17 protein-coding genes are annotated in these 19,725 nt (G+C 53.8%); 16 read left to right on the top strand and 1 reads right to left on the bottom strand.

The features are described from left to right. Positions 1–172: 172 nt before the first annotated feature. On the top strand, positions 173–961 hold the full coding sequence (locus tag HX783_RS26170; protein WP_177018782.1) for a CPBP family intramembrane glutamic endopeptidase: 789 nt from the start codon (positions 173–175) through the stop codon (positions 959–961). Here HX783_RS26170 and HX783_RS26165 read toward each other — a convergent pair. Then, on the bottom strand, positions 943–1,368 hold the full coding sequence (locus HX783_RS26165) for an acyltransferase (RefSeq protein WP_256347310.1): 426 nt from the start codon (positions 1,366–1,368) through the stop codon (positions 943–945). The two genes, HX783_RS26170 and HX783_RS26165, sit on opposite strands and share 19 nt — an antisense overlap. 466 nt (positions 1,369–1,834) lie before the next feature. Here HX783_RS26165 and HX783_RS26160 point away from each other — a divergent pair, with 466 nt between their 5' ends. From HX783_RS26160 to HX783_RS26090, 15 genes are all read left to right on the top strand, one after another. Then, a complete protein-coding gene (locus tag HX783_RS26160; protein ID WP_177018781.1) occupies positions 1,835–2,848 on the top strand; it encodes a glycosyltransferase in 1,014 nt (337 codons plus the stop codon). Continuing rightward, positions 2,848–3,993 (top strand): FAD-binding oxidoreductase, encoded by a 1,146-nt coding sequence (locus tag HX783_RS26155; RefSeq protein WP_177018780.1) that lies wholly within the window; start codon positions 2,848–2,850, stop codon positions 3,991–3,993. Before HX783_RS26160 ends, HX783_RS26155 begins: the two co-directional genes overlap by 1 nt. Next, the gene (locus HX783_RS26150; RefSeq protein ID WP_256347309.1) at positions 3,935–4,744 is read left to right on the top strand and encodes a glycosyltransferase; all 810 of its coding nucleotides are present in this window, start codon (positions 3,935–3,937) and stop codon (positions 4,742–4,744) included. Before HX783_RS26155 ends, HX783_RS26150 begins: the two co-directional genes overlap by 59 nt. Beyond that, positions 4,741–5,667: an aldo/keto reductase gene (locus tag HX783_RS26145; protein ID WP_177018778.1), complete on the top strand. Its 927-nt coding sequence runs from the start codon at positions 4,741–4,743 to the stop codon at positions 5,665–5,667. The genes HX783_RS26150 and HX783_RS26145 overlap by 4 nt, the downstream gene beginning before the upstream one ends. A gap of 18 nt (positions 5,668–5,685) precedes the next feature. Further along, the gene (locus HX783_RS26140; protein ID WP_159958812.1) at positions 5,686–6,075 is read left to right on the top strand and encodes a GtrA family protein; all 390 of its coding nucleotides are present in this window, start codon (positions 5,686–5,688) and stop codon (positions 6,073–6,075) included. Positions 6,076–6,774: 699 nt separating this feature from the next. Further along, complete coding sequence (locus HX783_RS26135; RefSeq protein WP_177018777.1) at positions 6,775–7,776, top strand: GDP-L-fucose synthase; 1,002 nt, start codon at positions 6,775–6,777, stop codon at positions 7,774–7,776. Between the two features lie 56 nt (positions 7,777–7,832). After that, positions 7,833–9,776: a glycosyltransferase gene (locus HX783_RS26130; protein ID WP_177018776.1), complete on the top strand. Its 1,944-nt coding sequence runs from the start codon at positions 7,833–7,835 to the stop codon at positions 9,774–9,776. Further along, on the top strand, positions 9,773–10,603 hold the full coding sequence (locus tag HX783_RS26125; RefSeq protein ID WP_159958818.1) for an ABC transporter permease: 831 nt from the start codon (positions 9,773–9,775) through the stop codon (positions 10,601–10,603). Before HX783_RS26130 ends, HX783_RS26125 begins: the two co-directional genes overlap by 4 nt. Then, positions 10,593–11,936: an ABC transporter ATP-binding protein gene (locus HX783_RS26120; RefSeq protein WP_177018775.1), complete on the top strand. Its 1,344-nt coding sequence runs from the start codon at positions 10,593–10,595 to the stop codon at positions 11,934–11,936. The genes HX783_RS26125 and HX783_RS26120 overlap by 11 nt, the downstream gene beginning before the upstream one ends. Then, positions 11,929–12,939, top strand: coding sequence for an FkbM family methyltransferase (locus HX783_RS26115; RefSeq protein ID WP_177018774.1), 1,011 nt, complete (start codon positions 11,929–11,931; stop codon positions 12,937–12,939). The genes HX783_RS26120 and HX783_RS26115 overlap by 8 nt, the downstream gene beginning before the upstream one ends. A gap of 237 nt (positions 12,940–13,176) precedes the next feature. Next, a complete protein-coding gene (locus HX783_RS26110) occupies positions 13,177–15,603 on the top strand; it encodes a hypothetical protein (RefSeq protein ID WP_177018773.1) in 2,427 nt (808 codons plus the stop codon). A 207-nt stretch (positions 15,604–15,810) separates the two neighbouring features. Then, complete coding sequence (gene gmd, locus HX783_RS26105; RefSeq protein WP_016979321.1) at positions 15,811–16,896, top strand: GDP-mannose 4,6-dehydratase; 1,086 nt, start codon at positions 15,811–15,813, stop codon at positions 16,894–16,896. A gap of 7 nt (positions 16,897–16,903) precedes the next feature. Continuing rightward, on the top strand, positions 16,904–17,839 hold the full coding sequence (locus HX783_RS26100) for a GDP-L-fucose synthase (protein ID WP_177018772.1): 936 nt from the start codon (positions 16,904–16,906) through the stop codon (positions 17,837–17,839). Further along, the gene (locus HX783_RS26095) at positions 17,840–18,583 is read left to right on the top strand and encodes a glycosyltransferase family 2 protein (protein WP_159958826.1); all 744 of its coding nucleotides are present in this window, start codon (positions 17,840–17,842) and stop codon (positions 18,581–18,583) included. A 12-nt stretch (positions 18,584–18,595) separates the two neighbouring features. Next, entirely contained in the window at positions 18,596–19,714 is a 1,119-nt protein-coding gene (locus tag HX783_RS26090) for a glycosyltransferase family 4 protein (protein ID WP_159958828.1), read from the top strand. The last annotated feature ends 11 nt before the right edge of the window (positions 19,715–19,725 follow it).

Here is a 19,725-nt window from a genome sequence, read left to right as displayed (position 1 = left end):
GAAGCAGGCATGGGCTGATCTTGTGTGAAAGGTAAAGGAGCGATGACTATAAACACTCGTCGACATACTTTGCAACGAGCCTCGCCAAGTCCCACCCGCGTGGATGAGTTTTCACTTTGAGGGCCAGGTACGGTCGCTATAATGCCGACCAGTTTTTATCCAAGGATTTCATATGCTCGCTCTGCCCTGGCTGTACCTGGCACTTCTCTCGATTGGCTATGTACTGGCCTTGTCCTACGGGCAACTCGGCGCGCTGGCGGCGGTCTCGGTCGCCCTGCTGCTGATTGCCGGGTACGCCGTGCGCCAGCAACGCACACCGTGGGCGCGCTACCTCGGCCATGGGTTGTTCATCGTATTGGCCCTGGGCTTGGCGATGCACTGGCTGCCCGGTTTCTACAATGGCCGCGGCATTGACCCGCAGCGCTTTACCCCTGACGCCGTGCCGTTCTCGATGTACCTGAACCAGGACAAACCGTTGATTGGCTTCTGGCTGTTACTGGCCTGCCCCTGGATCGTGGCGCGGCGTTCACTGCGCCTGACGATTTGCGTCGCGGCGCTGGCCTTGGTCCTGACGGCGGTTGCCGCGCTGGGTGGCGCGGTGTTGTTAGGGGTCACCAGTTGGGCACCGAAATGGCCGGAACAGGCCTGGATCTGGGTGCTGAATAATTTGTTGCTGGTGACGCTGGTGGAAGAAGCGTTGTTTCGAGGCTACATACAGGGTGGCTTAAGCCAGCGGTTCAAACATCTGCCCTACGGAGAAAACCTGGCGTTATTGTTGGCTTCGCTGTTGTTTGGCCTGGTGCATTTAGGCGCGGGGTGGCAGTGGACGCTGCTGGCGGGCATTGCAGGGGTTGGGTATGGGCTGGCGTATCGGTTTGGTGGGCTGGGGGCGGCGGTTGTCACGCATTTCGGGGTGAATCTGGTGCATTTCGGCTTGTTTGTTTATCCAATGCTGGCGTGAACGCCTACCCGTTTATGATCCGTCAAATAAGGAATTGCGGCCGCCAGGCCCGGGAACGGAGACTGGCTGCTGTAAAGGAAAATCGGGTAGATCAGCCCAGCCAGGCCCAGCACGAATAAACACGTCGACGTGAGCGCGGACTTTTTAATGAGCATTGCCGGGAGCGCAATAAGGCTGCCGATCAAAAACTCGAATGCACGAAAGGGCAGAAGGTAGAACAACTCAAGAGGGTTGGCGGACAGTAGTCGCTGCGAGAAAAACAACGAAATAACCAGCATGGAAACAAGCGCGACAGGCAAAAACCGTCGTGAAACTTTTGAACAGGCCAAAATAATCTGGGGGAAGAATATATAAAACTGTTCTTCGATACCCAACGACCATAAATGCAAAAATTGCAGAATCGGCACAGGCGCGCCTCTTTCCAGAGCAGGCCACGATGCGCACAAACGGCTGAAGGGACACCGCCGCGATGGCCTTATGCCATAAGCGTCAATGGGTGGGCACACGCACTCGCGGCACGGTCCTGCGCCTATTGCGGATGACCCATTAACCGCCAGCCCCGGCAACCCGGGACAACTACCCGATGACGTCGGGTTTGTGATAATTTCCCGTGCACCTGAACAATCAGCCCCCATTTATGGTCAACGTGACGTTGTCGATGGTTATTTTCGAGCCTTGCATCCTGGATACATCGTTGGTGCATCTGCCTTGTAAGGAAGCGTCTGTGTGAGTACCGCCTCCCCCGCCACCTTGAGTGTTGCTCTGAATGATAGAGGGTGGCACTTCGCATTTACCGTATCGGCCGGCCTGCCCTGCCCGACAACTTCCACCCTTCATCATTTTTCTTTCAATGAATTGAATGAGCGCCAATAAATGGACTTTTTTCCCTGCTTCCTTTCCGTCGTATTTGTTGTTCGCAACCAATCAAACAATATTGAAAGGTACCTCGCCGACGCCGCAGCTATCATTTCTACCATCGTCAGCGATTACGAATTAATCATTGTCGATAACGCCTCCGATGACGACAGTATTGCGACACTCAAGCGCCTCACTGCGGAAACGGGGCTGGCCAACCTGCAGGTGTACGCACTGACCAAGGAAGTGGATACCGACACCGCTTCCTGGGTAGGCCTGGAAAATGCGCTCGGTGACTTCGTGGCTGTCATTAATCCATTGCTGGATGACATCAGCTTTATTCCGCACATCCTCAAAGAGGCAGCCAACGGTGCGGATGTGGTGTTTGCCAACAATGAGCAAAAGCCATCACAAAGCCTGGCGTACCGCGGTGCAAACGCCATTTTTCACGGGTTATATAACAAACTCAACGGCGTGAACCTGGCCAAGGAGGCGCCGCAATATCGCATGCTCAGCAAACGCGTCATCAACTTTATCCTCCAGCACCCGCAACCGGCCCTGACTTATCGCCATCTGCCGGCAACCGGCGGGTTCGCGCGTGCCTACCTCGCTTACAGTGCAGCGCCCAAGGCCTCGCCACCCAAGCGCCTGGGAGAGAGTATCGATCGCGGTATGCGGCTGCTGGTATCGACGACGCGTGCGCCGATGCGCCTGGTGACGTATTTGTCCTTGTTCGGCGCACTCGCTAACGTTGTGTACTCCATCTACGTGCTTGCCGTGGCCGCCCTGAAGCCTGACGTCGCTCCCGGCTGGGTGAGTTTTTCGCTACAGCAATCGGGGATGTTTTTCCTGATTTCGCTGGTGCTGTTGGTACTTGGCGAATACATCCTGAATATGGCCAGCCTGTCGAACGAGGGGCCGCTTTATCATGTAGGCCAAGAGTTCACCAGCGCGCGGATGACGCGCCTGGAGAAACTCAATATCGAAGAAGTCAGTGCCACCCCCGCCAAGACTGACGACCTCGTTTCCTGATGGAAAATCTCAATCATCAGCAGACTGCCGTTGTGATTGGTGGGGGTTTTTACGGCGCCGCCATCGCCGTTTATCTCGCCAAGCAACGCGGCCTGAAGCGTGTTCTTTTGATTGAACGTGAGCCAGCATTGCTCAGGCGCGCCTCTTACAATAACCAGGCGCGCGTGCACAACGGCTACCACTACCCTCGCAGCTTCACCACGGCTTATCGCAGCCGGGTCAACCTGCCGAAGTTTGTAAAAGACTGGCCACAAGCGATCAAGCAGGATTTCACAAAGCTCTACGCCATCGCCCGGCGCAATTCAAAGGTCACGGCCAAGCAATTCGAACGCTTTTGCCGGGATATTGGTTCAGCTATCGAACCTGCCGCGCCCGAGCTGAAGGCGTTGTTCGAGCCGCGCTTGATCGAAGATGTGTTCCTCGTTCAAGAGTACGCCTTTGACACAACAAAGCTCGCCGACTGGGCTGAACGCGAACTTAAAGAACACGGTGTGCAGGTCCTCTACGAAACGCGAGTGGTGGAAATAAACAGAGCCTCGGACCCTTCAGTGCGGGTCGTCATCGAGGGAAAAGGTGGTCAACAACAACTGATCAGTTGCGACTACCTCTTCAACTGCACCTATAGCGGTATCAATCATTTCACCGGCGACTTCACCGGCGTTCAAACCGGCCTCAAGCACGAAATCACTGAGATGCCGCTGATGCGCATGCCCGCTTCGCTGGAGGGTTTAGGCGTCACGGTAATGGACGGCCCGTTTTTCTCGATGATGCCGTTTCCTGCACGCGGGCTTCATACCTTGTCCCACGTCCGCTACACGCCTCACTTGCACTGGGACGATGAAAAAGGCGTCAACCCCTATGAAAAACTGGGTACGTACGACAAGGCAAGCCGAGTCGATCGCATGGTCAGAGATGTAGGCAGGTACATCCCGGCCGTCTTGAACGCCAGCCACGTCGACTCGTTATTTGAAGTCAAGACGGTACTGACAAAAAGCGAAGGGGACGACGGGCGACCCATCCTGTTCGAAAAGCACGCCTCACTGCCTGGCTGCTACTCCATCCTGGGCGGTAAGATCGACAACATCTATGACGTCCTGGAAAAACTGGACCTCGAAGTTTTCAGCGAAACAGAACCGGACTCTTGAGCACATAATGACTAACACTATCGAAATCACTATCCCGATTCTGAACGAAGAAGCGACCCTCGCCCAACAGGTCAAGACAGCCCATTCCTACATCCAGGAAAACCTTAAAGACCTCGGCATCATTACCATTACCCTCGCGGACAACGGTTCGACGGACAGCACTCAAGCCATCGGCGAAGCACTCTCCCAAGAGCTGCCCAACGTCAACTACCTGCGCCTTGAAAAGCGTGGTGTCGGCCTGGCCCTGAAGTCGTCATGGACCGCGTCCACCGCCGACATCGTGGGTTACATGGACCTTGACCTCGCCACCGACCTCAGCCACCTGCGGCCAGCACTCAGCAGCCTGCTGTCGAATAAAGCCGATGTGGTGACCGGCTCGCGACTGGCCAAAGGCGCGAAGGTTATCGGGCGCACGCCGTTGCGAAATTTCACCAGCGCGTGTTTTAACCGTATCGTGAAGGTCATCTTCAGAACGTCTTTCAGCGATGGCATGTGCGGTTTCAAGTTCCTGCAACGTAGCAAACTTGCCCCGCTGATGGTCGAGGGCGCGCAAAGTGATGGTTGGTTTTTTGCCACCGAAATCCTGGTTACCGCCGAACACCTGAACTACAGGGTGTTGGACCTCCCCGTCACATGGACCGATGATCCCAACTCCAAAGTTAAAATCATCAAGCTTTCGCTTGAGTACCTGAAGGCAATGTTTGCACTGCGCCAACGACTCCAAAATGCCAAGAGCGCACCCCACTCATGATCAATTTGTCAGCTGACAACAAAACCCTGGTTCTCGGCACGGCACTGTGGGGCTGGGGCATTGACGAAAGCAGCGCACACCAGCTGATTGACACCTTCGTCGCCAAGGGCGGTCGCACGATCGACACCGCGTCGAACTACCCGATAAACAAGCGGCCAGAAGACTTCGGCCTGGCAATACGCTGGATTGAACGCTGGGTGAAATCCAACCCCAATGCGGGTGTGTCCGTCATCGCCAAGATTGGCGCAACTGATAACACCGGCTCTCCCGACACGGACTTGTCCGCCGCCAACATTTTGTCGTCCGCCAGCGAACTGGCTGATCGGTTGGGAGACGCACTGTCCTGTGTGTCCGTGCACTGGGACAACCGGGGCGCTGAACAGCACGATTTTATCGACATCGAACAAACGCTGGAAGCCATGGCGACGCTGCATCGGTCAGGCCTGGACATTGGCTTGTCAGGCATAAAGTTCCCCGAGCTGTACTACAACGCCAAGCCCGACTTGTCTGAACATTGGCTCATACAGGTCAAGGAAAACTTCTCGACGCGCAGTGCACGCGAAAGCTATCACCCGCACTTTCCCAATGCGAAGTACCTCGCTTACGGTATTAATCTGGGCGGCATAAAAGCCAGCCCGGTGGAAAAGAACAGCTCCGCCGAGTTGAGAAAGATAGTCCACTCTAAAACCCTTATCGAAAAGCTGACGGGTTTCATCGCGTCAACGACTTCAATAGTGCCGCGCCCCAGCAGCTTGAATGACCTGGCCCTGGCGTTCATCTTTGCCAACCCGGCGCTGAGTGGCGTGATTATCGGCCCACGCAACAAAGAGCAATTGCTCAACACGCTGACGTACTGGGACGCGTTGAACAGCACTTTCAACCATGCCGATCACGCAGCGCTTTTAACTTCACTTGCAGATTAAACTCACCATGGGTGAAGCATGATTCAGCTTATAAAATATGCGCTCACGGGCGTCATCAACACACTCGTTGGCTATGGTGTTTTCTGGATACTGTTCACCCAGTTCAACCTGAAGGCCGAATACGCAAATGCCATCGGCTATGGCATTGCGCTTATCTTCGCCTTCGGGCTCAACAAAGTATTTGTATTCAACCAGTCAACCTTTCATCACGGCATGATCCCAAGGTTCATTGTCGCTTTTCTGGCCGCGTTCCTTATCAACCAGGTGGTGCTGATCGGGCTTCACAGGTTTCTGGGGATTCGAGCTGAAATTGCTCAAATCGTGGCGATGGCGACCTACACGGTCCTCTTCTACATATTGAACAAGCGTTATGTTTTCAACGAGCGTGCCGCTCATGGAAACCCCTGACAGAACAGACGCACTCGATAACTGCGAGCCGCTCTGTGGCGGGGCGAACACTGGGTAGTCGTGAGCACCGCCCTGCCACGGGTGACAGCAAACGTTTACGCGCCGGGCGGCTGAGAGGCTTGATTTAGACGCGTTTTTCGCATACGGCGAACGTGGCGCCTATGTACAAAAATTAATTCGACCCTCCGATTGGCGGGAGGGAAAAAATCCTACCACGTGGTAGTATCGTCCGCATGCATGCCCTGAAGAAGGGCAGTATAGAGGGGCCTGGTCAGTTGACCGCTCGTCGTCAAGGCGCGCCTGAGCGTCAAGGTTAAAATCCATGACGCACTGTTTGTCAGAAATTTCTGAACGAAGGTGCAACCTTTTAACCGACGCTACCTCTTAATACTTCAGCAGGTACGCGAGCTTAGCCATACGGACCATAAAAGAAGCTTGATAGGGCTTGCGAGCCACAAGAAGGCGTTGGCTTTCGAGGACTCATGAGGTCGACCTTCAGCTGAAATTCATCTCCCTATGCGGGTGTATTGTACTTGGGCAACACAGGCGCCACGTTGATTGCACGACCTACAGTAAACCGAACGCTCACCCTGAAACAGGAAGCTCGTTTTGGTACTGCGCACTGTTAGGTTGAGCACGACAAAGGGATATGAGGTGAAGGTGATTTTGCGAAGCTTTCTAAACAATTAGGATGATAAAATGTCTGCAACAAACGTCACTGCATCGCTACAGGGCTCTACCTCACGCTTCGCTGGGAAAAAAGTTTGGATTACGGGCCACAGAGGCATGCTCGGTTCAGCTGTAGTGCGAAACTTCCAAGATGAGGATGCCCAGCTGCTTCTGACGTCGCGGGCTGATCTGGACCTTACCAACCAAGCGGCTGTATACGATTGGATGGAAACAAACCGCCCCGATTATATCTTCCACGTCGGCGCCAAAGTCGGCGGTATTCACGCTAATGCCACGTTGCCCGCGTCATTCATTTATGACAATTTGATGATTCAAACAAATGTCATTTCCGGGGCACATAAGTTCGGTACCCAAAAGTTGCTCTTCGTGGCAACAAACTGCACCTATCCCAAGAACGCAGAGCAACCGATTCGCGAATCCGCTCTACTCACAGGCCCGTTGGACGACAGCATTCGTGCCTATGCCGTCAGCAAGATCGCCGGGATCGAAATGTGCCGCGCGTACCGCAAACAATACGGTTGCGACTTCGTGTCAATTATCCCACCGAACCTGTATGGCCCCGGCGACAATTACCACTCCCAACACAGCCATGTAGTGGCCGGCATTCTTCGTCGCACGCATGAAGCCAAGGTGCTTGAGAAAAGCGAGTTTGTCGTATGGGGCGACGGTACTCCGCGGCGCGAACTTCTGCATGTTGACGACCTGGCTGATGCGATGAAGTGCATCATGCTCGCCCCGACCACCGACGACCTTTACAACATTGGCTGCAACCATGACATCGCCATTGCCGACCTGGCGGCGATGATTGCGGAAGTCGTCGGCTATCAAGGCAAAATTGTCTACGACACTGACAAACCTAATGGCACGATGCGCAAACTGCTGGATAGCAGCAAGGTGCGGGCACTCGGCTGGAAGCCTAACATCACTGAAAAAGCGGGGCTGGAAAGCGCCTACAAAGACTTCTTGGGGCTCCTTGAGTCGCCGACACCCGACGCGCGCATCGATCTCTGATGCAAGGCGAAGACAAGACGTCTTCTTTTTTCACCCCTACAGTTGGATGCTGTGTAATGAGTAATGATTTCCCTCTGCCCGAGGGCGTATTTGGGCGCTTCGGTGTAGTCAAGCTTTGGCCAGGTATCAAAACCGCAGAAGATGAATGTATCGCACGCCTGAAACTGGCGGCCAAAGCCATCGGCGTTGAATGCGTAGAAGTGCATGCCGATGGAGGTCTCGTCTCCGCACCCGACATAAAAGTGTCCAAGACAACCGTCGATTTTGTGATCCATCTGCATTACGACACCCCCAAGCGCTACGATGCATTTTCCTTCGTAGCACTCTGGAACCCGTTGAAGTTCTACCATGAATGGGGCTATCAACGCTGTTCGCGCAACCTGACCACTCACGATGACTTCCTCAGCTGCAGCTCCATTGCCGCCGACGACCATGTCGCGCGTATGGTGCGCGGCTCTACAACGCACTTGCCGGCGCATTTCAAGCTGTACCATTCCACGCCCAAGATCGTCCACGAGCCATCCCTGGGCGACGGCAAACTGTTTTATGCCGGGATCAACTGGGAAGCCATCGTCAGTAGCCGCCAGTCGCGCCAGCAAGAAGTACTCAAGCGCCTGGACCCTACCGGCCTGTTGAAAATTTATGGCCCGACCATTTTCCAGGGCGTGCGCGTTTGGGAGGGTTATCAGAGTTATGTCAGGGAGATTCCATTCGACGGATTCTCCATGATCGACGAGATCGCCAAGGCCGGGGCTGCACTGGTGCTGTCTTCGCAGGCCCACCGCGACTCCGAAATGATGTCCAACCGACTGTTCGAGACCATCGCAGCCGGTACGCTCGTCATCTGCGACGAAAACCCGTTCGCCCGCAAGTTCTTCGGCGACTCGCTGCTCTATATCGACAGCCGCTCGCCAATGGAACAAATCTACGGCGACATTACCAAGCACTTGAGCTGGATCAAGGACAACCCCGAAGAGGCACTGGCCAAGATCCAAAAGGCCCAAGCCATCTTCAATGAGCATTACTCGCTGATTGGCAACTTGAAGGACCTGTACACCGGCCTTAATGAGCGAAAGCGCCAACTGACCGCCCGCCACCTGGGCGCAGACGGTGAGAAAACCCACATCAGCCTCAACTTGCTGATGCTGGACTACTCCACCGCCGCGCTTAAAAAACACGTGGAAAGTGTCGCTCGTCAAAATTACACCAACTTCACGGCCACACTGGTGATCGACTCAGTCGCCGCCAGCAATCTTGGATCAGAAATTTCGCGAATCCTGAGTACCTGCCCTACGCCTATTCACATCAAGGAAGTAGAGGGCTACACATACGGGATTCATCCTGAGATCAAGGCAAAACGTCGGTTGGGCGAAACCCTCAATGAACTGGTCGCCGATGCGGCGCAGTCCGATGCGATCATCTTTGTCGCACCCAATGAGAAATTGCTCGCCAACCATTTGACCGTCCTGGCCGGCGCGTTGCAGAGCAACCCTGAGACGAACTGCGCAGCCACGGCAGCCATCATGGACGACGGGCACTCCCCAGTGCATACCGTGCATGAACTGGTCGACTTTGGTCACGTGGACGCAGCAGGCCCGCCCGGGTACGGCCGCTTCATCTTCCGTACCGCGGCACTTCCTGCCGACCTGGATATTGCGCTGCCTTATCTTGATGGAAGACCATTGGCTGCCATGGTCAGCGGCAGCATCAAACATCTTCTGCCGGCGACAGTCACTTTGGATCTGCGCCAGTCTTTCCCGGAAAGAACGTGGGACGAAGCTGCCGAAACCGAACTGATCAAGGATTTCAATCCTGACGCGCTCAAAGTGTCAGCTGGCTTCTACCTCTCGAATGCACCCGCGCCCATCTTCATCGAGTCGCCGAAGCGGTCCATTGCCAAGCTGTTTCTCAACAAGACCTGGGTCAAGGCCCAGATCAATGCAATCAGGACCCAAGGTCTCAGCGCGCGCCTTGCCGTATTGAAGCGAAAACTAGGATGAACCCACACGCACCCGCTCCCATTTCGTTGCTTTCATTGCTCAAGAGCGTTTGGGCGAATTGGAATCTGATCCAGCAAATGACCAAACGGGATGTTATCGGACGCTACAAAGGTTCGATGATGGGGATTCTGTGGTCCTTTGCGAACCCGATACTGCTATTGGTCATTTATACGCTGGTGTTTTCAGTCGTATTCAAGGCTCGCTGGGGAACGGATGAGCCGGGGAGCAAAAGTGAGTTCGCGATTCTGCTGTTCACCGGGATGATCGTTCACAGTTTGTTTGCCGAGACCCTGACAAGAGCGCCGACGCTGATACTGAGCAATATCAGCTACGTGAAAAAAGTGGTGTTCCCCCTGGAGATTCTTCCGATTATCGCCATGGGCACCTCTTTCTTTCACGCCCTGGTCAGTATCGGCGTGCTGTTGGTTGCGCAACTGCTGGTTAATGGCGCTATCCCATGGACCGTGGTGTTTTTACCCTTGGTCATAGCACCGCTGATTGTTCTGTCTTTGGGGCTCGCCTGGATACTCGCCTCCCTCGGGGTGTATTTACGCGACGTTGCCCACCCAATCGGCTTGCTGATGACTTTACTGCTGTTTGCCTCTCCCGTGTTTTATCCCATATCGGCCCTGCCGGTAGAGATTCAACCGTGGTTAATGCTTAACCCCCTCACCTTCATTATCGAGCAAGCTCGCGGGGTACTGATCAGCGGATCAGTCCCCGACTTTACGGGCCTGGCGATTTATGCGGCGGTTGCAGTAAGCGTTGCATGGGCGGGATACAGCTGGTTCCAGAAGACTAGAAAAGGCTTTGCGAATGTCCTCTAATGAATTCGCGATTCGTGTGGAAGCCGTTTCCAAGCGATTCGAAATATTCGAACACCCGCGTGACCAGCTCAAGCAATTTATCTACCCAAGACTGCGCCGTTTGTTAGGCAGGCAACAGCGCAATTACTTCAAGGAATTCTGGGCTCTTCGCGAAATTTTTCTTGAGGTGCGCAAAGGTGAATCTTGCGCCATTGTCGGGCTCAACGGCAGCGGCAAAAGCACCCTGCTGCAGATCATCACCGGCACCCTGACCCCCACTACCGGTAAAGTCAGCATCAATGGTCGTGTGGCAGCCCTGTTGGAGTTGGGTTCGGGGTTCAACCCGGAGTTCAGTGGGCGTGAAAACGTCTACATGAACGGCGCCCTGCTGGGGTTCAACCGCAAAGAAATCGATGCAAAAATTCCAGACATCGAAGCATTCGCCGACATTGGCGAGCATTTTGATCAGGCACTTTCATCCTATTCGAGCGGCATGCAAATGCGCGTTGCCTTCGCCGTTTCTACGGCGTTCGAGCCCGATATCCTGATCATCGATGAAGCCCTGGCCGTAGGCGACGCCTACTTCCAACAAAAGTGCTTCCAGCGCCTGGAAAGCTTTCGTGAGCGCGGCGGCACCCTGTTGTTCGTGTCCCACGACGCCAACACGGTAAAACACATTTGCAACAAAGCTCTGCTATTAAGTCATGGGCAAACGTTGAGCTTTGGCGCGCCTCGCGACGTGATCGACCTGTATCAAGGCCTGGTGGCGAAAAAAACCGATATGAGTGGCAGCCAGGTATCGGTTGACCAGAGCATCGCGCCTTCTACTGAAAGCCTTGAACTCATCGAGCATCCAACGGCGTGGACAAAAGCCACGACCATCACGACCAATGGTGATGCGGAACTGATCGACTTTTCCTTGCTGGATGCGGAGAACCGCCCCGTTACGCACATTGAAAGCGAAACACAGCTGACCGTGCGCTATGTCATAAAGCTGAACAAGGACTTCGAGCGCCCTGCGTATGGGCTCATTGTCAGAGACCGCCTGGGGCGCTCCTTGTTTGAAACCAGCACCTTCGCACTGCAAATGCCCGACGCCCCATGCCCGCGAGGCACCCAGGTTCTGGTACGGTTCAACCTCAACTTGAACTTGAAAGCCGGTCAGTATTCATTTTCAGTCGGCGTGGCCAATAAAGGGTTTTCCAGAAGCGAATTTGAAGAATACAGCTTGCTGATGCATGACGTAGAGCAGCTACAAGTCACCGAATCACCACTGGCAGCTTTTTACGGTGGAATTTTCAACATGCACCCAGTCGTATCGGTGGATTTACTGGAAGAAAAGTCTAATGTCTGACCTCACAACGCTGTCCCAGCAGTTAGAAGAAGCCTTGAAAGAACTGAAGGCCCTGACCGAGCGCCAGTTGCACTTTGAGACTATTTTGCTGAACAAAGGCCTGTCGACGGTGGACGTGGCCGGTTTCAGCCCGTTGCTGCGTCGAAACTTCATAAGCAACGGTGATGCCGCACAGCAAAAGCACTTGATGCATAGCTGGAAGCACCACTCTCCAGCGGTGCTGGAACCGGCGGACCTGACGGACAGTGGCTTTCGCGCTTTTTCGCAAAATGATGAAGACGGACTTTTACTTCGCCTGTTTACCCATATCGGCTGCACCAACCGTTATGTCGTAGAAATTGGCAGCAATTGCAGTGACTCCGACGTAGGCATACCTGAAAATCTGTCGACCAACCTGCTGGTCAATCACGGCTGGCACGGCACCATTTTCGAACTCGATGAAACCGAGTGCAACAAGATGCGCTACTTCTTCGCGCGCACGGCGTCCACCCGCCACTATCATTGGACCCACGACGGCTTGACCGAGTACTACTCGCCGGCGATCGTTCAACAGGCCATCAGCCCAGAAAACATTAACGAGCTGCTGCTGGCTGCCAATCCGGAGCTGGAACCCGACCTTTTTATCATCGATATTGATGGCGGTGACTTCGCGGTCATGGAAAACCTGAGCGCGATCAAACCCCGCGTGATTGTCGTCGAATTTGAAAAGCGTTTTCGCGAACGTTACAGCGTCGTACAACGGGACCGCGAACACTTCAGCCTCAAATGGCAGCAATCGGGGGCGGCCAGCCTCACTGCATGGACGAGTCTGCTGGCGCCCAAAGGCTACAGACTGTGTGCGGTCGGGACCTGCTGCTTCAACGCCTTTTTCGTACGTGACGACGTTGCCGAAGGCAAGTTGGCGACCTTGTCACCCAAGTCAGCATTCGATTCGCACGCGATATTTTCTGCGATCAATGATGATTTCTGGCTTACGCCCGACGACAGCTGGCAAACATTTTGAATGTGTACTGAGCAACACCACCGTGAACGAAGATGCGCGCCACCTCTGAATCAGCACTGGCCCGAGCAATGCTGGAAAGCTCGCCATTCGCACAGGGGCGGTGGCGTACACATACGGTGAACCGCGAAGAACAGTAAAGCTGCGCCAGAACACTGCAGTCTTTTATCTTTGCCGACGACACCGCCGAACGGCCGCGTGGAAAATTTCAGCGCACACATGAGTAAGGATCACTGAGGCATGACGTTTAAGAACCCAACGCACACCGTGCTGACAGCATTATGTTTGAGCATTGTACCTTTAGTCATTGCCTACTATGCGATGGGGCTGGACAAGTCAGGTCTCGACTCGCCGTTTATCTATGAACACCTCGATGACATTTGGCAATTCACCTTAACTAAAGTACTCAAAGAAACGGGTTGGATTCTTTACAACCCTTACCTCGGTGCTCCTGAAGTTGCCAGTTGGCATTATCACTCTGCCGCCCAGACCAGTGCCCTGCACTCGATTATAATGCTGGCAATGAGTCCGTTTTTCGACAGCGCCATCACCCTGCAGCAAACGTACTTCATTTTAAACTTCCCACTGATCGCGATCACCGCCTATTGGGCCTGTCGCCTGCTTTCAATAGCTCGCTTGCCGGCGATCAGTGCGGCGCTGCTGTTTGCTTTTTGCACCTACCGCTTTAACATTCTTATTTATTCGTTCCTGCCCAACTATTTCTGCATCCCGCTGGCGATGGTCGCGATCATTTGGACCTTTCAAGGCAAGTTTGATGCGATTCTGACATCGGCCAAACTGCCCGTCGCAGTAAAATCACTACTCACCAACAAGTCGTTTTTACTCGGCCTGTTCTTTATTATTCTGATCGCCCTGTCCGACGGCTATTACGCATTTTTCTCATTGCTGTTATTCGGCTGCGCCGGTGCGATTCGACTGATTGTGGGCGGGTGGAAAACACCGAGGATCCTTATTCCCGCCATCCTGAACATCATCGTATTGGTCGTCGTTTCACTGCTGATTCAGTTGCCCCTGTACCAATACAAAAAATCCCATCACGATGAGTTCTACCAGAACAATGTTGCCGACCCCGTACTGTTAAAGTACCCCCTCGAGTCCGAAGTTTACAGCAGCAGCCTTAAGTTACTGATCACGCCCAACCAACAACATCACCTTGCCGTGATGGGCCACGTGGGCGATCGCTTGGTTGAGAGCAGCAATGCCGCTCGGCGAATTGCTATACCCGCCTCCATTACACTGGGTGTGTTCGGAACCGCGCTGCTGTTCCTGAGCTTCATCCTGCTGATGGTGCCACAGTTACGCCGTACCGTATTTACCGACAACGCTACAACCCTGGAACACGACAAGCGTTTTATTGGCTTGGGAGACAGTCTTCTCGCTATTATCTTTTTTGTTTTCCTGGCGAGCATCTCCGGCGGATTAGGTACGCTCATCGCTTTCGTCTTCCCAACTATCAGGGCCTACAACCGTTTTCCAATATTCATGGAGTTTGCCCTTTTACTCCTGGGCGCGCTGATCGCCAGCCGCGCCTTGAACACGTTGCGTCGCCCCGCACTAATAACCGCCGCCCTTGTGATCATCACCGCCCTGGGCATCTACGACCAGATCCCCGCCAATGTGGCGAACAGGTCACCCGACATTCGTCCTCGCGTGGCGCAAGAAACAGCATTCGTCAAACAGCTGGAGTCGGAACTGCCCAAGGACGCGATGGTTTATCAGCTTCCTTATTCCCAGTACCTGACAAACAACAAATACTATGGCTGGGGTTCGTTCAACCATATTCGCCTGTACTTGTTCTCTGACCACATTCACTGGAGCAATGGCGCCTCTAAAAACAGCCCCGCGGACAATTGGAATCGACGTATTTCGAAGTTACCAATCGACGCCTTGATCAATGAAATTCAAGCGGTCGGCTTCAAGGCACTGGTGATTGACAGGACCGTGGTTAAAGATGATGAGTTCGCAACACTCAAGTCGGCATTGCATTCGTTGAACCTTGTTGTGATTGAAGACCCGTCCGGGCGGTTTGCGCATGTACTGCTGCCACAGCCAAATTACAAGGTGTCCTACTCTAAAGACTACACGGCCATCGACAGCATCACGATAAACGCAGCCGCCCCCTTTGATAAGAACGCCTACCCCGAACTGATTGATGCGAACAAACTTGAACTTTATCTGAACAACAACCGTGCGCCCTTCCCTCTTCGCATAGAGCGCGCCCAGCATCCAGAAATTTTCAAGGACGTAAGGGTGCTAACTAGAGGCAGCGGTGATTCCGCGATTTTGCCTGCAACAGACCTCAACGCCACGCTGACCTGCACTCAGCTTGATAAACAACAGCACGTGGCGATAGACCTAAACAATAATGGAACTTTTAACCTGAGCCTGGGTCAGGGTGCATTCCCGATTAGCGTCGGGGTACACTTAAAAGGTCCAGATGGCGCGATGCTACTATGGGACTCGGGCTATCGCATTGCGGAAAACTTGGTAGTGAAGCCTGGCGAGAAAAAGCGGCTGGTATTCGATCTGAAAGACTATACTGGTGCCAATCAATACAAGGCCAACCCGGGTAATTCATTGCAATTTGAACTGGTACAAGATGGAAATGCCTGGTTCCCGAACGCCAGCTGTTCCTCTGCCCCATGATTGCGCACGATAAAAGCTCGAGTTCGGTGCCGATAAGTTTGCGAAGTCGCAGGCTAATCGGCACACATTGAGAATTCAGCCTCATTGAGGCAGTATAGGAAATTATCGGCCCAGGTATGGCCTGGGCTGTGTAGATCAATCGCGAGAAATTGCATTCCTCACTTTCGCGTCAAATATATTTTTTAAAAAACACGTTAAGAGAAGCATATGAAAAAAGTTGCGCTTATTACTGGAGTAACAGGTCAAGACGGATCCTACCTGGCCGAGTTGCTTCTCGAAAAAGGCTACGAAGTACACGGGATCAAGCGCCGAGCCTCATCGTTCAACACCGATCGAATCGATCACCTGTACCAGGACCCGCACGACTCCGATCGTCGCCTTGTCCTGCATTACGGCGACATGACCGATTCGACCGGCCTGATCCGCGTCATCAAGCAAGTGCAGCCCGACGAAATCTACAACCTGGCGGCACAGTCTCACGTTGCGGTGTCGTTCGAGGAGCCTGAATACACGGCCAACTCCGACGCACTGGGCGCGCTGCGTATCCTTGAAGCGATCCGGATCCTGGGCCTGGAAAAGAAAACCCGTTTCTATCAAGCGTCCACCTCCGAGCTGTACGGCTTGGTGCAGGAAACCCCGCAGAAAGAAACCACACCGTTCTACCCGCGCTCCCCGTATGCAGTGGCCAAGCTCTACGCTTACTGGATCACCGTTAACTACCGCGAAGCGTATGGCATCTATGCCTGCAACGGCATCCTCTTCAACCACGAAAGCCCGGTGCGTGGTGAGACGTTTGTAACCCGCAAGATTACCCGTGCGCTCGCGCGCATCAAGCTGGGTCTGCAGGATTGCCTGTACCTGGGCAACCTTGACGCACTGCGCGACTGGGGCCATGCAAAAGACTACGTCGAAATGCAGTGGCTGATGCTCCAACAGGAACACCCGGAAGACTTCGTTATCGCCACCGGCAAGCAATACAGCGTGCGCGATTTCGTCAACGCCGCAGCCAAACACGCCGAAATCAACATCACCTGGAAAGGTGAAGGCGTTGATGAGAAAGGCTACGACGCCGATGGCAAGTGCATCGTTTCGGTTGACCCACGCTACTTCCGCCCTACCGAAGTGGAAACACTGCTGGGCGACCCAACCAAGGCCAAGCAGAAACTCGGCTGGACACCTAAAATCAGCTTTGAGGAACTGGTCACCGAGATGATGACCGAAGACTTGAAGTCAGCGACTCGTGATGAGTTGGTGAAAAAACACGGTTACTCCGTCTACGACTACCACGAGTAATAGCTAGGTGGATAAAAGCGCCAAAATATATATCGCAGGGCACGCCGGCATGGCGGGTTCTGCGATCCAGCGGCGGCTATCCGCCGCTGGATTCAGCAATTTCGTTACTCGCTCGCACGCTGAACTCGATCTGACCCAACAGGCTGCGGTGGATGCTTTTTTCGCCGCAGAAAAACCTGAGATCGTTTTCCTGGCTGCGGGCAGGGTTGGCGGGATCAAAGCCAACAATAATTTCAGAGCTGAGTTTATATATCAAAACCTGATGATCGAGGCGAATGTGATCCACAGCGCCTGGAAGCATGGGGTCCAGCGCCTCCTGTTTTTAGGTTCAAGTTGCATTTATCCGCGAGATTGCGCTCAGCCGATTCACGAAGATTACCTGCTGACAGGGCCGCTGGAACAAACCAACGAACCTTATGCGGTGGCCAAGATTCTTGGCGTCAAACTGTGCGAAAACTACCATCGTCAATACGGTGCCCAGTTCATTGCCGTCATGCCGTCCAATCTCTATGGGCCTAATGACAGCTATGACCTTGAGAACTGCCACGTGCTGCCTGCTCTGATCAGCAAAGCCCATGCGGCAAAAATGAGCGACGCTTCAGAGTTGGTGGTCTGGGGTTCGGGCAAGCCAAGACGCGAGTTTCTTTTCGTTGAAGACATGGCCGATGCTTGCGTGCACCTGATGGAGTCCGACATTGAAAGCGGGCTTTTCAACGTAGGCATGGGCAGCGACCTGCCCATCAGCGAACTCGCCGAGTTGGTTATGGAAGTTGTCGGGTACAACGGTCAGATCGTTTATGACCGCAACCAACCCGATGGCACCCCCCGCAAACTGCTCGACATCAATCGCTTGAAAGGCCTTGGATGGACTGCCAAAACGCAATTGCGTGAAGGCATAGCTCTCACCTACAAAGATTTTCTCAGCCGCGCGGATCACCTCTGAATGTCTCAACCCTTGGTCACGATCGCAGTACCTTCATTCAACCAAGGCCGTTATCTCGACGATGCTTTGAGGTCCATATTCGAACAGGACGTTCCTGTAGAGGTATTCGTCCTGGACGGCGGTTCCACCGATAACTCGGTGGACGTTATCCGCAAATGGGAGCACAAGTTAGCCGGATGGCGCAGCCACCGGGATGAGGGTCAGGCAGCGGCTATCAATGAAGGCATCCTTCGAGGCACAGCCCCATTTGTGTGCTGGCTTAACAGCGACGACTGGTTCGAACCCGACGGGTTGAAACGCTTGATCGAAGCGATTAACGCCGCGCCGCAGGCCTCGGCGGTCTATGGTAAGTGCTGGAACTTTATTCAAAACACTTCCACGCGTAAGCCGGTCTGGGTTGAGCCCTTCAGCGAACGCCGGCTCTCTCTGCGCTGCATCATTTCACAACCCGCTACCTTGATTCGTCGATCCGCCTGGGAAACCGTAAAGGGCGTAGACGCCACGTTACACATGGCGATGGACTATGATCTTTGGTGGCGACTTTTTAAAGAAGTAGGTCCCCTCACCTACATTGATGCATTCGTGGCCGTTAATCGGGAACATGAAGAGACCAAAACAAAAACCCTACGCCGTCGCCATTACTCGGAAGCTATAGCGGTAGTGCGCAGACATCACGGTAGCGTTCCCTTGAAATGGTGGCTTTTTCAGCCCTACGCCGTCTGGCTAAAATCCATCTTCCCCTAACCGGAACTCGCCATGCGTATTTTGCATTTCTATAAGACCGCGTTCCCGGACACCATGGGTGGTGTAGAGCAAGTCATACATCAGATATGCCAACAGTCGCATCGTTTTGGTGCGACCTGCGAAGTGCTTGCACTGTCCCCTCACCCGAGCCCAACAGTGATAGAGTTGGACGGTTACAAGACTTACCAAGTTAAAGAAAATATTAAAATCGCTTCAACCGGGTTTTCGATCCAGGCGTTCTCGAAGTTCAAAGAGCTCGCGCAGCAGGCTGACATTATCCACTATCATTTCCCGTGGCCGTTCATGGATGTCATCCATTTCGCCAGCCGCATCAAGAAGCCTAGCGTTGTCTCCTACCACTCAGACATCGTTGATCAAAAGAACCTGTTAAAGCTCTATCGCCCCCTTCAGAACAAATTTTTGAGCAGCGTCGATCGGATTGTTATTGCCTCGCCCAACTATTTGGAGTCGAGCAAGGTACTGCCCGCGTTTCGTGAAAAGATCAGCATCATTCCGATTGGTCTAAACAAGGAAAGCTACCCCGTTCCTTCTCCCTCGCTGAAAGCTCGCTGGGCGACGCAACTGCCTGAGCGGTTCTTCCTGTTTGTCGGTGTGCTGCGTTACTACAAAGGCCTGCACACACTGCTCGAGGCTGTCCAGGGCACAGGTTACCCGCTGGTTATTGTTGGCGATGGGCCAAAGAAACAGGAACTCATGGCGCAAGCAGAGCAACTTGGGCTTCAGAATGTGCACTTTTTGGGAAAAGTGAGCGACGAAGACAAGGTAGCGTTGATTCAACTTTCAACGGCAATCGTGTTCCCTTCGCATCTTCGCTCGGAAGCGTTTGGGGTGGCATTGCTGGAAGGGGCAATGTATGGCAAGCCAATGATTTCATGTGAAATCGGCACAGGCACCACTTACATCAACATTGCCAATGAAACAGGCTTGGCGGTTCCGCCAGAGGACCCAACGGCATTCCGTGAAGCCATGCGATACCTGTGGGACAACCCGCAAGAAGCCGCAATCATGGGCGAAAAGGCAGAGACGCGATACACCGAGCTATTCACCGGTGATCAAATGTTGCGGGGATATATAAAGGTTTATCAGGACCTGATGAACAAGCAAGGATGACATCTGCCCGA

Source organism: Pseudomonas sp. D2002 (genome assembly GCF_013385735.1).
GTDB lineage: Bacteria > Pseudomonadota > Gammaproteobacteria > Pseudomonadales > Pseudomonadaceae > Aquipseudomonas.
This window is presented reverse-complemented; position numbering and strand designations above follow the sequence as displayed.